The 14,892-nt window shown below is 68.4% G+C and carries 12 protein-coding genes; 4 read left to right on the top strand and 8 right to left on the bottom strand.

What is annotated here, in order from left to right; translation table 11 throughout:
* Positions 1–28: 28 nt before the first annotated feature.
* Genes ACFE87_RS08545 through ACFE87_RS08535 form a run of 3 tightly spaced genes read right to left on the bottom strand, consistent with a single transcriptional unit; the run spans position 29 to position 4,530 of the window.
* Positions 29–985 (bottom strand): glycosyl transferase, encoded by a 957-nt coding sequence (locus tag ACFE87_RS08545; RefSeq protein ID WP_375459206.1) that lies wholly within the window; start codon positions 983–985, stop codon positions 29–31.
* Between the two features lie 53 nt (positions 986–1,038).
* The gene (locus ACFE87_RS08540) at positions 1,039–1,893 is read right to left on the bottom strand and encodes an MBL fold metallo-hydrolase (protein WP_375459205.1); all 855 of its coding nucleotides are present in this window, start codon (positions 1,891–1,893) and stop codon (positions 1,039–1,041) included.
* A 54-nt stretch (positions 1,894–1,947) separates the two neighbouring features.
* On the bottom strand, positions 1,948–4,530 hold the full coding sequence (locus ACFE87_RS08535) for a hypothetical protein (protein ID WP_375459204.1): 2,583 nt from the start codon (positions 4,528–4,530) through the stop codon (positions 1,948–1,950).
* A 113-nt stretch (positions 4,531–4,643) separates the two neighbouring features.
* Here ACFE87_RS08535 and ACFE87_RS08530 point away from each other — a divergent pair, with 113 nt between their 5' ends.
* Together ACFE87_RS08530 and ACFE87_RS08525 are read left to right on the top strand one after the other, a co-directional pair.
* Positions 4,644–6,260 carry a GMC family oxidoreductase gene (locus ACFE87_RS08530; protein ID WP_375459203.1) on the top strand — a complete coding sequence of 539 codons (1,617 nt, stop codon included), beginning with the start codon at positions 4,644–4,646 and terminating at the stop codon, positions 6,258–6,260.
* 68 nt (positions 6,261–6,328) lie between these two features.
* Entirely contained in the window at positions 6,329–6,811 is a 483-nt protein-coding gene (locus tag ACFE87_RS08525) for an MmcB family DNA repair protein (RefSeq protein WP_375459202.1), read from the top strand.
* 82 nt (positions 6,812–6,893) lie between these two features.
* Here the strand turns inward: ACFE87_RS08525 and ACFE87_RS08520 are convergent, their stop codons facing one another.
* The 3 genes from ACFE87_RS08520 to ACFE87_RS08510 are packed head-to-tail and all read right to left on the bottom strand — an operon-like array spanning position 6,894 to position 9,398.
* Positions 6,894–7,472, bottom strand: a complete 579-nt coding sequence (locus ACFE87_RS08520; RefSeq protein WP_375459201.1) for an ActR/PrrA/RegA family redox response regulator transcription factor — start codon at positions 7,470–7,472, stop codon at positions 6,894–6,896.
* A 29-nt stretch (positions 7,473–7,501) separates the two neighbouring features.
* Positions 7,502–8,866 (bottom strand): ActS/PrrB/RegB family redox-sensitive histidine kinase, encoded by a 1,365-nt coding sequence (locus tag ACFE87_RS08515; protein WP_375459200.1) that lies wholly within the window; start codon positions 8,864–8,866, stop codon positions 7,502–7,504.
* Between the two features lie 31 nt (positions 8,867–8,897).
* On the bottom strand, positions 8,898–9,398 hold the full coding sequence (locus ACFE87_RS08510) for an SPFH domain-containing protein (protein WP_375459199.1): 501 nt from the start codon (positions 9,396–9,398) through the stop codon (positions 8,898–8,900).
* A 235-nt stretch (positions 9,399–9,633) separates the two neighbouring features.
* Here ACFE87_RS08510 and ACFE87_RS08505 point away from each other — a divergent pair, with 235 nt between their 5' ends.
* Both ACFE87_RS08505 and ACFE87_RS08500 read left to right on the top strand, forming a co-directional pair.
* Positions 9,634–11,115 carry a polyhydroxyalkanoate depolymerase gene (locus ACFE87_RS08505; RefSeq protein WP_375459198.1) on the top strand — a complete coding sequence of 494 codons (1,482 nt, stop codon included), beginning with the start codon at positions 9,634–9,636 and terminating at the stop codon, positions 11,113–11,115.
* 71 nt (positions 11,116–11,186) lie between these two features.
* Entirely contained in the window at positions 11,187–11,927 is a 741-nt protein-coding gene (locus ACFE87_RS08500; RefSeq protein WP_375459197.1) for a M48 family metallopeptidase, read from the top strand.
* A gap of 100 nt (positions 11,928–12,027) precedes the next feature.
* Here ACFE87_RS08500 and ACFE87_RS08495 read toward each other — a convergent pair whose 3' ends face one another.
* Both ACFE87_RS08495 and ACFE87_RS08490 read right to left on the bottom strand, forming a co-directional pair.
* Positions 12,028–13,503: a UdgX family uracil-DNA binding protein gene (locus tag ACFE87_RS08495; protein WP_375459196.1), complete on the bottom strand. Its 1,476-nt coding sequence runs from the start codon at positions 13,501–13,503 to the stop codon at positions 12,028–12,030.
* Between the two features lie 117 nt (positions 13,504–13,620).
* Complete coding sequence (locus tag ACFE87_RS08490) at positions 13,621–14,835, bottom strand: putative DNA modification/repair radical SAM protein (protein WP_375459195.1); 1,215 nt, start codon at positions 14,833–14,835, stop codon at positions 13,621–13,623.
* Between the last annotated feature and the right edge of the window lie 57 nt (positions 14,836–14,892).

Below are 14,892 nucleotides of genomic sequence, written 5' to 3'. Positions count from 1 at the left end.
TAGTGGCCGGTAAACCACGGGGGGCGTCTCACCGGGCCTGCGACGCGAACCGGCGCAGCGTCAGCGCGACGAGGATCGCTCCGAGCGCGAGGGCCGGCGCCCGCAGGTCGGCCCACCGGATCGTGGCGGCCGCGAGCGCCGCGAGGACTAGGTTGAGCCCGAAGACGTGCCGGTCGACCTCGATCACCCGGAGACCCCGGTCCAGGGCGCGCTGGTAGAAATGGCTCCTGTGCGCGGTCCAGACCCGTTCGCGGCGGCGAGCCCGGAGCCCGAGCGTGAGCGTGGCGTCCGCCAGGTAGTAGAGCGGCAGGAGGAGGGCTGCGGCGAGATGGCCGGCTTTCGACAGTTCGAGCAGCATCCATCCGGAGAGGAGACCGATGGGCAGCGAGCCGACATCGCCGAGGAAAAGCCCGGCCACCGGCCGGTTCGCGGGCGCGAAGCCGAGCAGCGCGCCAAGGAGAGCGGCTGCTACCCCCGCCACTCCGGGCGGCAAGATCCCGGCGAGGCCAAGAAGCGCGATGGCGCAGGTCAGCGGCACGAATTCGGCGACCGTGATCCAGTCGATCCCGTCCATGAAGTTGACGAGGTTCACCCACCAGGCTCCGGCCAGAACGAGAAGGCTCCGCTCGAGCCAAGCGGGAATTGCCTCCGGCAGAAGGCGGCCGGGATCGACCAGCTGCACGACCACCGCGACCGCCAGGATCTGGACCAGGAGCCGGATTGCGGGGGAGAGCGGACGGATGTCGTCCACCCCACCGAGAAGGGCGAGGGCCAGCGTCGCAGCTGCGAGCAGGGCGAAACCGGGCAGGCCGTGCAGGCCTTCGAAGACCAGGACCAGCGGCAGCGCGGCGGAAAGCGTGGCGGCGACCACGGCGATGCCGCCCCCCTGGGGCGTCGGCACGCTGTGGCTCGAGCGAGCGTTCGGGCGCGCCAGCGCATAACGCCGCAGAAGCGGTCGCAACAGCCGGATGAGGAGCGCGGACATCGCGGCCGCGAGACAGACTCCCGCCGTGAAAAGGCCAGCCAGCAATGGCGCCGTCAGGATGTCGTCGTGAATGAGAGAACGCGTCCTTCGCGGGCCAGGAATGCACCCGGCATAGCGGCCGACACCTTGCGCTCTTCCTCGTGCAGGTAGGCGTCGTCGTGCTGCGGGTGAAGGTGGAAGACCGCGAGCGCCTCGACCCCGGCCGCCCGGCACAGGTCGACGCCCTTTTGCCAGGTCGAATGGCCCCAACCCTGGCAGCGGATGTATTCGGTCTCCGAGAACATCCCGTCGAAGATCACGAGATCGGTGCCGGCCACGAAATCCCGCAGATCTTCGGGGGGCCACGGCACGGTGTGCTCGATATCGCTGATGTAGCAGACGGAACGGCCCCGGAAGTCGAACCGGTAGCCGGTCGCCCCGCCCGGATGGTTCAGGGGCAGGGTCTTCGTCGTCGCGCCGTCATGGAATGTGAGCACGTCCCCCGACTTGAACCCGAGATGCTCGACCTTTCCGGGCAACTGCGACAGCGAGATCGGGAAGAGCGGGGGCGAGAACAGCCGCCCGAACGCCTCCTCGGCGCTCTCCCCCCGCAGATTGCCGCAATGGAGGCGGATGTGCCGGTCCGGCAAGAGCGCGGGTTTGAAGAAGGGCAGCCCGCTCACATGGTCGAGATGCAGGTGGCTCAGGACGATGTCGATCTCGGGCGGCCCCGAGGCGGCGAGTTCCAGGCCGAGCGGGATGATGCCCGTGCCGGCATCGATGATGAACAGGCGCTCTCCGCAGCGCACCTCGACGCAGGGCGTGTTGCCGCCGAATTCCTCGAAGCGGGAGCCTGCCGCCGAGACGGAGCCGCGCACGCCCCAGAACTTCACGTAGAGCGTGTCGGCGCTGGGCACGGGTTCACTCATGAAGACACGCTCGTCGGTGACGAGCGACGCCCTGCAGCATCGCGAGGCAGGAGGTCAACCGGCGATCCGCACGCGCGGCGCGTCGGATGCGGCGGCTGGAGCCTCCCTCACCACCCGACCATGATGGAACCTGAGGGCCGTCGGAAAGAGCGGCAGACAGGCGGATTCGTGCATCTCCGGGATCACGACCATCAGGCCGCGTCCGGCGAGTGCGGCCTGGAGACGCTGCACCAAAGCGGGGGCTTCGGTCTCGCCCAGCGCCTCGAGCGCGTGTTCCACCACGATCGTGTCCGGCTTCCGGACCAGGCAACGCACGAGGTCGATCGCGGCGATCTCGCCGACGGTCATCTTGGGGTCGACGGGATCGACGCGGGTACTCAGCCCAACCCGCGACACATCGGCCACGAGGTCGATCTCGGCCAGGACGGCCCTGACCACCTCGACCACGTCGCGCTCCGCGTCGGCGCGGTCCTGGATGATGCGTCCGAACAGGAGGTTGTCCCGCACGCTCGCAGCCGCGCAGACCCGATCCGGGTGGAAGAACTGGATCGCGGGCTGGAGACTCGGCGGCATGGAGGACGAGAAGGCGAGCCGAATTCGCACGATCCGGGCCTCGAGATCAGGCCCGAGGAGTCCGAGCCGATGACGCTTCTCGCAATATTGAAGGGCAAGTCCGATCAGTCGCTCGTCGTCCCGCGCGGAACCGGCCCCGCGACGCCCTTCGTCCCGTCGGATCAGGATATTGTTGAACCGGTCCCGCTCCGAGGCCGGAACCATGGCGAAGCGGCCGACCAGGGAATTCCGCTCGGGCAGGCCTGCGAACAGCTCGAGGTCGCTCCGGGCGATCGAGGCGCCGATCGCGGCAAGAGGCTTGACCAGCCCATCCGCGTCGAGAAGGCCCTTCAGGTAAGCCTGCGAGGGCAGGCGGTCGATCCGGAAGGTGTCGCCGAGCGCCACGCCGAACAGGATATTCTCGCCGATCGTGGCCTGATGGTTGTAGCCCTCGGGATCGAACCGATCGATGAGGTCGGACAGCCCCCGGGCCTCCAATCCGGACCAGATCGTGCGCCGGGCCGCGACGATGGATTCGGCGAGCTTCGGCTGACGCCTCGCATCGACGCTGCCGGACAAGCCCCTGAGCTCGACCATCCGGTCGAGGCCGGCCACCCGGATCGCCTCGACGAGGAGCTCGTCCACGTCACCCGTTTTTCCCTCGGGGGCACCGTAGAGGAGGTTCGCCCTGAGAGAGCCGGCGAACAGGTATGAGGCGCCACCTGCGAAAGCCAGGCGCTTCGCCCGCTCCGCCGGGTCGACCTCCGTCAACTCGACGCCGCCGAATTCGAGCCGGCCCGCGGTCCGGGGAAGCTGGCCGCCAAGAAGGCCGGCGAAGGTGCGGGCGCCGGAATCCCGGCCACCGCAGAGCGCCACGTGATCGGGAAGCGGGATCTTGAGATCAACGCCGTTCAGACGTCCGGTCGGGGCCGTACCAGTCACGGCGCCCTCCGCCAGAAGCACGCCCGAGGCCGGAAGCCGGGTCTCCTCGCCTGCGAAACGCCGCGCCTGGCACGTGCCGAGAGCGCGCGCGATGTCGGCGTAGAGTGGGCGAGACCGGTCGAGGGCGCGGCGAAAGCCGAGATGGACGGCGAGCGAAGCGACCGCGACCGATGCAGCGAGCAGCGAGGCCGCAGCGCCCCCCGGGGTGACGAGGTCGGTGGCGTCGACCCTCGAGGCGGCCGCGAGCACCCCGAGCGGTCCCGTGAACAGGAGGGCGAGCGCAAGCGCCGAGCCCGTCCGGGCCTTGCGGTCGAGCCTCTCTACCGGGAGCCGGGCCTGTTTCAGCTGATCCTTGATGCGGCCGCGCTCGGTCAGCCGGGTTCCGTGGGCGACCACGGCGGACAGGTGCTGGGCCAGGTCCGAGAGCGCGCGCCGCAGCACATCGCTGACGGAGCGCTGGGCCGAATGGAGGCGAGCATCCAGCCGGGCCTGGCGATTGGTGATGAGCGAATAGACGAGAAGGCCGACAAGCAGCGCGAGGCCCATCTCGACGCTGTGCGTGACCACATATCCGACCGACACGGCGACGACTGCCCCGGCGGCAAGCGGGGCGACAGCGCCGAGGCCGAGCGTCTGGCGCTCCCGCCCGAGCGCCTCGCCGGCGAGAAAGGCCGCGCGCCGGGCTTCTTCGGCCGCCGGAATGGGCGCCGAGGAGATCACGAGCAGGATGCGGTCGGCCAGGACGGTCGCGACGCGACGGCCGATCTGGGCCGTCAGGGCGCCAAAAGCCCACCACAGGGCGGCCACCATCGCGCCGAGGGCGGCAAGGCAGAGCGCGATCGCGGCGGGAAGCTCCGCCCGAGTCAGCGAGATACCTGGCAGGAAGACGATGATGTGCCCGCTCTGCGACTGGATGGCGTAGCGCAGATAAACTTGGCGGACGTCCGCAGGCGCGCTCGCCGGAGCGCCGTGCCCGGACGTGGCGGGAGCCGCATCACCGCTCGCGACCGCATCCACGGCGAGCTGGACGACGTCGAACGCGATCCAGAGGCAGGGCAGCCCGACCAGGATCACCAGCGCGATCAAGGCCGCGTTCAGCCGCGGCGCAGCCCACCATGACAGGTGAAAGGTGTCGCGCTCCATTTGCCCCCCACCATCGGCCCGTGACGTTAGACGGGGCCGCACCTCTCGCGCAACGTGGATTGCGGCCCTAAAGCGGAGCCACGGCGGAACGCTGATCGGAAGGGAGGCGGCGGATGCAGGACTTCGGCAGCTACGACTACATCGTGGTCGGCGCAGGTTCGGCCGGCTGCGTCCTCGCCAACCGCCTGTCTGCCGACCCTCGCCGGCGCGTGCTTCTGCTCGAGGCCGGCGGCCGGGACAATTGGATCTGGTTCCACATCCCGGTCGGATACCTGTTCGCGATCGGCAATCCGCGGGCGGATTGGATGTACACGACCGGCGCCGTTCCCGGTCTCGGCGGGCGCGAGCTCGCCTATCCTCGCGGCAAGGTGATCGGCGGCTCCTCCGCCATCAACGCCATGATCTACATGCGGGGCCAGGCCGCCGATTACGATGGGTGGCGCCAGCTCGGCCTGTCGGGCTGGGGCTGGGACGATGTTCTGCCCTTCTTCCTCCGGCACGAGGACCATATCGCGCCGCCGAACGACTTCCACCGCTCCGGGGGGGAGTGGCGGGTCGAGCATCCGCGGCTGCGTTGGGACCTGCTCGACGCGATCCGCGATGCGGCCGAACAGGCCGGCATCCCTAAAATCTCGGATTTCAACACCGGCGACAACGAGGGCTCGTCCTATTTCCAGGTGAACCAGCGCCGCGGTCGCCGGGTCAGCGCAGCGCGCGCCTTTCTCAAGCCGGCGCTCGGGCGGCAGAATCTCAGGCTGGAGACCGGAATTCATGTCGAGCATGTCGAGATGGCGGACGGGCGAGCGACCGGCATCGCCTTCACGCGGGGCGGTGAGCGTTTCCGGGCAATTGCATCGGGCGAGGTCGTTCTCTCCGCCGGCGCCGTCAACTCGCCCGTGATCCTCGAGCGTTCCAGGATCGGCGACGGCGACCGCCTGCGACCATTCGGGATCCCAGTGGCGCATCACCTGCCGGGTGTGGGCGAAAACCTGCAGGACCACCTCCAGATCCGCCCGGTCTACCGGGTCACCGGAGTGCGGTCGCTCAACACCGATTATGCGAACCTGCTGCGACGCGCCTGGATGGGGATCGAATACGGGCTGTTCCGGACCGGAGCCCTGACGATGGCGCCAAGCCAGGTCGGCGCCTTCGCCCGCACCTCATCCGATTATGCGAGCGCGAATATCCAGTTCCACTTCCAGCCGCTCTCCCTCGACAAATGGGGCGACGGCCTGCACCGGTTCGGCGCCTTCACGGCGAGCGTCGCCAACCTGAGACCCTCAAGCCGGGGCAGCGTTCATCTCTCCGCAATCGACTCGGATGCCCGGCCAGCCATCGCGCCGAACTACCTCGACACGGACGAGGATCGCCGGGTGGCGGTGGAGTCCCTGAAGCTTGCCCGACGCATCGTCGGGCAGCCGGCTCTCGCCCGATACAGGCCGGAGGAGTACCTGCCCGGACCCGACGTCGCCACGGACGACCAGCTTTTCGAAGCCGCCGGCCGGCTCGGCACCACGATCTTCCACCCCGTCGGCACTGCGGCCATGGGCCGGGCGACGGACCGGATGGCAGTGACGGACGAGCGCCTCCGGGTGCACGGGATCCGAGCCCTTCGCGTCATCGATGCTTCGGTCATGCCCCGCATCACGTCCGGGAACACCAACTCGCCGACGATCATGATCGCCGAGAAGGGCGCCGCCATGATCCTGGAGGATGCCAAGGCCGGCTGACGGGTGACAAGCCGGCGGGAAGCCGGCATCTTGCACCGAACGAATCGTGAACCGACCAGCCCGGACCCGTGCTCGCCGCTGCCGCCCTACGTCCCCGCCCCGATGGTCGCCAGTCCCCGACGGCGATGTCCGTCTGCACCGGCGTGCGCCGGTTGCTGGCCGGCCACGGCTGCGCGAGCCTGACCGAGTTCACGCTCGCCTCGGGACGACGCGCCGACGTGATCGGCCTCACGGCCGATGGCTGCATCTGGATCGTCGAGATCAAGTCGTCGCCGGCCGACCTGCGGGCCGATGCGAAATGGCCGGATTACCGGGACTTCTGTGACCGCTTATTCTTCGCGGTGCCGCGCGATTTCCGGCTCGATTGCCTGCCGGAGAGCACGGGGCTGATCCTGGCCGACGGCTACGGCGCTGCCATTCACCGCGACGCCCCGGAGCACCGGCTTACCGGAGCCCGCCGCAAGGCCGTCATGCTCCGCTTCGCCCATGTGGCGGCGAACCGACATCACATGCTGGTCGACCCGGCCGGAGCGACCGGCTGGATGGACTGACCCTCGTTCATGCCGGCGAAATCCCGGATCCAGCACGCGACGTGGGTGCCGGCTTTCGCCGGCATGAGCGGAGTGGGAGGACCTACCGTGGTGCGCGTTTCGCCAGGATGCGCTGCAGCGTCCGGCGATGCATGTTGAGGCGGCGCGCCGTCTCCGACACATTGCGGCTGCACAGTTCGTAGACGCGCTGGATGTGCTCCCAACGGACCCGGTCGGCCGACATCGGGTTCTCCGGAGGAATGGCCCGCTCTCCGGCCTCGGCCATCAGGGCCGCGTGGATTTCGTCCGCATCGGCCGGCTTCGCCAGATAGTCGAAGGCGCCGAGCTTCACGGCCGTGACGGCGGTCGCGATATTGCCGTAGCCCGTCAGGATGACGCCGCGCGCATCCGGCCGCCGCTCCTTCAGCCGCGCGATGACGTCAAGGCCCGAGCCGTCTGCGAGCCGCATGTCGATCACGGCGAAGGCGGGCGCCTGGGCCTCGATCGCCGCGACGCCGTCGGCCACGCTTTCGGCAACCCGCACCTCGTAGCCCCGCCCTTCCATGGCCCGGGCCAAGCGGGTCGAAAAGGGGCGGTCGTCATCGACGATCAGGAGAGTGTTTTCGACCGTCCCGGCCAGGGGAGCGACGGTCTCGGACGTGACGGCATTCGGCTGCGCCATGGGACGCTCCTGATAGGTGCTGCACTACGTCATATGGGGAGCGGTTCAGCCTGCGACAGGGCCTCCGTTCCCAAGTCCGTCGAGGACCGGCCGACGCCTCGCTCGAACTCGGCCCGCGGCCACATGATCCGGGCCACCGCACCACCATTCGGCGGGCCGGCATTCCAGAGGGTGAGTTGCGCGCCCGAACGTTCGATCAGCGTCTTGGCGATGAACAGCCCAAGACCAAGCCCGCCGCCGCCTTCCTCGTCGCGATTGTGGCCCCGCGTGGTGACGTAAGGCTCGCCCACCCGCAGCAACACCTCCGAGGCGAAGCCTGGGCCGTCGTCCCGGATCTCGATCGACACGATCTCCGCATTCCAGCGTGCCTCGATCAGGATGCGGGCCTGGGCGAATCCGGCCGCGTTGTCGACGAGGTTGCCCAGGCTGAACATCAGGCCGGGCGAACGCCGGCAAACCGGCTCGGGACCATCGCCCGTCCGGTTGATCACGAATTCGACATCGAAGGATCGCTGCGGCTCGACGACCTCCTCGATCACATGGCCGAGCGACATGGTGGCCAGGAAGCCGTGTCCCTCCTCGTCGCCAAGCGAGGTCAGCTTCGACAGGATCACGCGGCAACGCTCCACCTCATCGCGCAGGAGCCTCGTGTCCTCCGCCATGGCGCTGCCGGGCTCGGCCTGGAGATCGAGCTCCTTGGCGACGAGGCGGATCGTGGCGAGGGGCGTGCCGAGTTCGTGAGCCGCGGCGGCGGCGAGCCCGTCGAGCTGCGACAGGTGCTGTTCGCGGGCGAGCACGAATTCCGTCGCCGCGAGCGCCTCGCCAAGCTGCCGGGCCTCTTCGGCCACCCGGTAGGCAAAGCCGGCCGTGAAGGCGATCGCGAGGAGGATCGCGGTCCAGATCCCGGCGACATAGACGTCCGGCAGCACGAGCCCGCCCGGGACGCTCCAGGGTAGCGGGAGGTGAAGGCGGGCCAGGATGGTCGCGCTGAACGCGGCCAGGAGCCCCAGCCCCAGGGTCCGCATCGGCGAGAGCGATGCGGCCGAGATCAGGACGGGGGCTAGGAACAGGACCGCGAACGGATTTTGCAGGCCGCCCGTCAGGTAGAGAAGCGCCGCGAGCTGGACGATGTCGAAGGCGAGGAGCGCGGTAGCGGGATTCTCCGCCAGACGATGGCTCGCAGGCTCCCGTAGCGTGATCCAGAGATTCACCGCAGCCGCCGCCGCGATCACGGCCAGGCAGGTCAGGAACGGGAGCCGATAGCCGAGATGAAGGTGGACGACGCTGACCGCGAGGCACTGCCCGGTGACGGCCAGCCAGCGCAGGCGCACGATGGTGTCGAGCTTCAGCCGCCGGGCCTCGCGGCCGAAGGAGACGGGTGCAAGATCCCTCATCGCGCGACCCTGCGGGCCAGACCCCGTGCGGTCATCGGCTCACGCTGATCATCGGCACCGCCGCGCCCGGCACCATCGTGGTCGCCAGGATGCCGTTCCATCTCTCGGCTTGAACGAGCGTGACGAGATTCGGATTCTCGCCCAGAGCGGCTACCCGGGCCCGGATCGCGGTCGCCTCGGCCTCGTCCTTCAGACGGATGCTGTCGGTTTCGGCTTGGGCCTGGGCCCTCACGCCATTCGCGCGCGCATTCGCCTGAGTCACGGTGATTTCCGCCTGGACCTTCTCGCGATTCGCATTCTGGCGCAGGCGCTGCACCTCGGTCTCGACATGCGTCTGGACGGAGGTCTTCTGCACGGTGTCGATAAGCGGCAGCTTGAAGCCGAGGCCCGGCTGCGCGATCCCGAGCAGCGCACCGTTGCGGAGGATCACGCCGCGCGTTCCCTGGTCGATCGTGTACCAGGTTCCGAAAAGGACGGAGAGGCCTGACAGGATGACGATCGCGCCGGCGATCATGGTCAGAAACCGGTTCATCCCACCTCTTCCCACCCTGCCGCCGTTCGCACGAGCGATGACTACGTTCTTACGGTCGAATTGCGGCAGCCTCTGCCGCCCCTCCGGCGAGCGTTGCGCGAATGTCGCAGGAACTCCGTCTTAGACCGTTCGTAACTCCGATCGCGCTTGTCTGTGTGGAACAGAGCCGGGACAGCTTTGTTTTAGAAGCCCGGGAACTTTGCTGCAGCGCAGCATCCGGTCGTGAGGAGCCCACATGGACCACGCGTATTTCTGGTACGACGCCGCGCAGATGCTGCTGGCGCCGGCACGGGTCGCGAACGACATGACGCGGCTCATGCTGGACAACCCGGCGAACCCCCTCGGCCGAACGCCGGTCGGGCGTTCGATGGCGGCCGCTTGCGAGATGTTCGAGCGCACGACCCGGCGCTATGCCAAGCCCACCTTCGGCCTCGCCTCGACGATGATCGGGGATCGTCAGTTCGACGTGAAGGAAGAGGTCATCTGGACTCGACCCTTCGGACAGGTGGTCGCCTTCCGGCGGGTCGGCTTCGACGAGGCGCGCAGCCAGCCGAAGCTCCTGATCGTCGCCCCGATGTCGGGCCATTACGCGACGCTCCTGCGCGGCACCGTCGAGGCGTTTCTACCGACGCACGAGGTGATGGTCACCGATTGGGTCGATGCCTCGATGGTACCGGTTGCGGCCGGAAGCTTCGATCTCGACGATTACATCGACTACGTCATCGCGATGTGCCGCGAACTCGGGCCAGACCTTCACGTGCTCGCGGTCTGCCAGCCGGCCGTGCCGGTGATCGCTGCCATTGCCCTTCTCGAGGCCGAGAACGACGAGGCGATCCCGCTGTCCATGACCCTGATGGGCGGCCCGATCGACACGCGCCGCTCGCCGACGGCCGTGAACCTCGTCGCCGAGCAGCGCGGGGTGGAATGGTTCCGGCAGAACTGCATCCACACCGTCCCGTTCGGCTATCCGGGCGCGATGCGGCAGGTCTATCCGGGCTTTCTGCAGCTGTCGGGGTTCATGGCCATGAATCTCGACCGTCACGTCACCGCCCACCGGGACATGTTCAACCATCTCGTCGGCGGAGACGGCGATGCGGCCGAGAAGCATCGCGAATTCTACGACGAGTATATGGCCGTGATGGACCTGACGGCCGAGTATTATCTCCAGACCGTCGAGACGGTGTTCGTCCAGCAATCGCTGCCGAAAGGAGAGATGGCCCATCGCGAGAAGCCTGTGGACCTCCTGGCCATACGCCGCTGCGCGATCATGGCGGTCGAGGGAGAGAAGGACGACATCTCCGGGGTCGGCCAGACCCTTGCGGCGATCGAGCTGACGCCGAACCTGCCCGCCGAGAAGAAGGTCTATCACCTGCAGGAGAAGGTCGGCCATTACGGCGTGTTCAACGGATCGCGCTTCCGCAAGGAGATCGTGCCCCGGATCACGGACTTCATCGCCGCGCAGGGCCAGGATGCCGTGCCCGTGCAGGCTCCAGCCCGCACCGTGGCCGTCCAGCCGGCTCCCGCTCCGTCGCTCGCCCCTGCGCCGACGCCGGCCGTGGCGCATGTCCCGGCCGCCGTCACCATGACGTCGGTCGCCGCGCTCGCACCTGCGACGGCTCCCGCGCCGATGCTCGAAAAGGCGCTCGCCGAGGCGGCACCGGCGCCGAACCGGAAGAGCAAGCGACGGGCCCGCGCGATCGAGAAGGCCCACGTCTGACGCTGTGGACATCTGGCCGGCCTCCAGACCGGGCGGGTGACACCCTCGCGCCCGGCGGGCAGCCTCCTGCGATGCGCTGGCTTCGCCGACCAACCCCGCCCGAGCCTGGGCATCTGACGCTCTCCCGGGCCGACGGCCCGCTAAAGGTCGATCTGCGCCGTCGGAGCGCTTCGCGTCGGATGACCTTGCGGGTTTCGTCCACCACCGGCGAGGTCAGCCTGACGCTCCCGGCGAGGACCGATCTGGCGAGCGCCAAGACCTTTATCGATGCCCATGCCGGCTGGATTACGGCGCGGCTGGCTCGTGTGCCCGAACGCGTTCGCTTCGAGCCGGGCGCCGTCGTGCCGCTCAGGGGAGAGCCGCACCGCCTCGTTCATGGCGGAAGCTCGCGCGCCGCGACGCGGGCGAGCCGCGACGCGGGCGGCGAGGCCGTCATCAGCGTCTCGGGCGACGTGGCAAGTATCCCGGGCCGGGTGCGGCGCTTCCTCCAGGCGGAGGCGAAGGCGGATCTCGACCTGGCGGTCGTTCGCTATACCGGCATGATCGGGATCGATGCCCGTAAGGTCACGCCACGGGATACCCGCAGCCGTTGGGGTTCGTGTTCTTCGACCGGCGCGCTCAGCTTCTCCTGGCGCCTGATCCTCGCCCCGCCCGAGGTGCTGGACTATCTCGCCGCGCACGAGGTCGCTCATCTGAGGGAGCTCAACCACTCCCACCGCTTCTGGTCGCTCCTCCGAGGCATGTGCCCCGGCACCGACGCGGCGGAGATCTGGCTGAAGCGGCACGGCAACGGCCTGCACCGTTACGGGTAGCCCTCGGGCCTCCGCTCACACCGGCGGAAGCCGGTGCCCAGAACCCCCATCCGATGGGGTCGGCCGAGGTTGGATCCCGGCTTTTGCCGGGATGAGCGGATTAGGCCGCAGCGTGTGACCGGCCGCCGCGCTCGGCGGCGCCGAGTTCGCGGACCTGGGTCAGGTCCTGGACGAATTGGGCATAGGCCGCCGCCTTCGCATCCTCGTCGGGCAGGCGCAGCAGGTAGGACGGGTGGACGGTGATGAAGCCGGCGAAATCCTCGAGCAGCTTCGCCGGGCCGCGGGCGCGGGTGATCGGGACCGACTTCCCGGTTAGGGCGAGGACGGCGGTGCCGCCCAGCGCCACGATGAGCTTCGGCTCGACGAGTTCCAGCTCGCGCATCAGCCACCAGCGATAGTGGCTCACCTCGCCGGCCGTCGGCTTGGCATGGATGCGGCGCTTCCCGCGCTGGTCGAACTTGAAATGCTTCACGGCATTCGTGAGATAGACGTCCCGTCGCTCGATCCCCGCCTCGCCGAAAGCCCGCTCGAGGAGCCGGCCGGCAGGGCCGACGAAGGGCCTGCCCTTCAGGTCCTCCTCGTCCCCCGGCTGCTCCCCAACGAAGACGATCGTGGCATTCGCCGGCCCCTCTCCGACGACGGCCTGGGTCGCCCCGGGAACGAGCGGCCCGGCGGCCCGGATTAGCGCGTTCAGCTCCTCGAGCGTGGTCGGCGCCTGGTCCAGCATGGCGGCGAGCGCGCCCTCCGGCTTCTTCTTCGCGGGCATCGTCGCCTCTCTCTCGATCATGCCGCTGACCCGCCCGGCGGCCGAACGAACCAGATTCGGGATCGCGGCCGCCTCGGGCAGGTTGTGCCAGTATTTCTTGGCCATGTGCGACCGCATCAGCTTCGGATTAGTGCGGGCCGGGTTGAAGATGCTCTCGTAATATCCGGTCCAGCCCGCCTCGAACCCGTCTTCGCCCGGCGCGTCTGCCTTCGTGCCGGGCAGGCCGTAGACCAGCTCCGTCCCCTCCCACAGCGCGGAGCCGACGGGCGTGATGATCGCCCAGTGCATGGCCCGGAAGCGCTCGACGAAGAACGGCACCGCCGCTTCCAAAATGAAATGGTCGGGCTCGAACCAGGCCGCGTAGCGCTCCGTCTCGTCGGGCGGGCCGCCCTCGACCTTCCGGAAGCGGAGATAGGCGTGCATCTTGTGGATGTCGCGCCGGACCGCCCGAGCCAAGAGGTCGAGCCGGTGGACGACCGGATCGCTCGCGATCTCGAGCAGGTCGCGCTGGCCCCCGCAGACGCGCCAGATCGCGTCGTAGAGGAGCCCGTAGCGCTCCGGATCGCGGTGCGGCACCACCTCCCGGATCAACTCGCCGAGCTTGCGGGGCAGCCTGAGCGGCGCAGCGGAGACCGGCTCGGTGTCCCCGAACAGGTTCGCCTGTGCGCCCAATTCCCAGCTCACCGCCTCGGGCGGGATCCCGACGGCCACGAGCGACCGCACGGCATCGCGGAAGCCGTCGAGATCGGCGCCCTCAGTCAGGCTGATCCGGCGCATAGTCATTCGCTCAACCACAAAGCTCCTCATCATCCTGAGGTGCTCCGCGTAGCGGAGCCTCGAAGGACGCACCGCAGGTCGGCCCCGCTTCGAGAGCAGGCTGCGCCGGCCACCTCACCATGAGGAGCGTAGGAGAAGCCAAGGCGAGACTCAGAACAGGCTGAGCTGCGCGGCCGGCGGCTCGATCAGCGTTCCGCGGAGGTCGAGGCGGTCGATCGTGGCGCCCGGGTGATGGTCGCGGGCGACCAGGAAGGGGCGGGCCCGTTTTAAAGTCCCGGTGAGCCGGGCGAGGTCGTCGAGGCCGAGCCGGGTGTGGCGTCGGGTGACGACGATCTTGTCGACGGCACGCTTGCCGAGGCCGGGCACGCGCAGCAGCATCTCCCGGTCGGCCGCGTTCACGTCGACCGGGAAGCGGTGACGGTTCTTCAGCGCCCATGCGAGCTTCGGGTCGATGGCGAGGTCGAGCATGCCGTCCTCCCCGCCCGAGGTGATCTCATCCACGGCGAAGCCGTAATGGCGGAGCAGCCAATCGGCCTGATAAAGCCGGTTCTCGCGCTGGAGCGGCGGTGATTTCGACGGGAGCGTTGAGGTGGAATCGGGGATCGGGCTGAAGGCCGAGTAATAGACGCGGCGGAGATCGTAGAGGTCGTAAAGGCCGGCGCTGGCCTTGAGGATCGACTCGTCATTCGCCCCGTCGGCTCCGACGATGAGTTGCGTCGACTGTCCGGCCGGGGAGAAGCTGCGGCGCTCCTCCTTCCCCTGGGCGATGCGCTCGCGCATCTGGCCCATGGCGGCCCGGATGGCAGGCGCCTTCTTCTCGGGCGCGAATTGCGTCAGGCCCTCGTCGGTCGGCAATTCGAGGTTGATCGACAGGCGATCCGCCCAGAGCCCAGCCTGTTCGACTAGCCAGGGGCTCGCCTCCGGGATCGTCTTCAGGTGAATGTAGCCGCGATAGCCGTGCGCCTGCCGCAAGGTCTTCGCGACCAAAATCAGTTGCTCCATCGTGTAGTCCGGCGAGCGGATGATGCCGGAGGAGAGAAACAGCCCCTCGATATAGTTGCGCTTGTAGAAGGCGAGCGTCAGGTCGACGATCTCCTTGGTGGCGAAGCGGGCCCGTTCGACGTTGGAGGAGCGCCGGTTCACGCAATAGGCGCAATCGAACAGGCAATAATTGGTCAGCAGCACCTTGAGGAGCGACACGCAGCGACCGTCGGGCGTGTAGGAATGGCAGATCCCGATCGAATTCGTCGACCCGATGCCGTCCTTCCCGGCAGATCGCCTCGGCGCCCCGGAAGAGGCACAGGACGCATCGTATTTGGCGGCGTCGGCGAGGACGCGCAGCTTGCGGGCAACGGTCTCGTCCATGCTCGATTTCGTTCTCTGAATGTTCCCTCAGGTAGGCCCCTCTCTCCCCGGGATCAA

Origin of the sequence: uncultured Enterovirga sp. (assembly GCF_964242715.1) — a bacterium.
GTDB lineage: Bacteria > Pseudomonadota > Alphaproteobacteria > Rhizobiales > Beijerinckiaceae > Enterovirga.
This window is presented reverse-complemented; position numbering and strand designations above follow the sequence as displayed.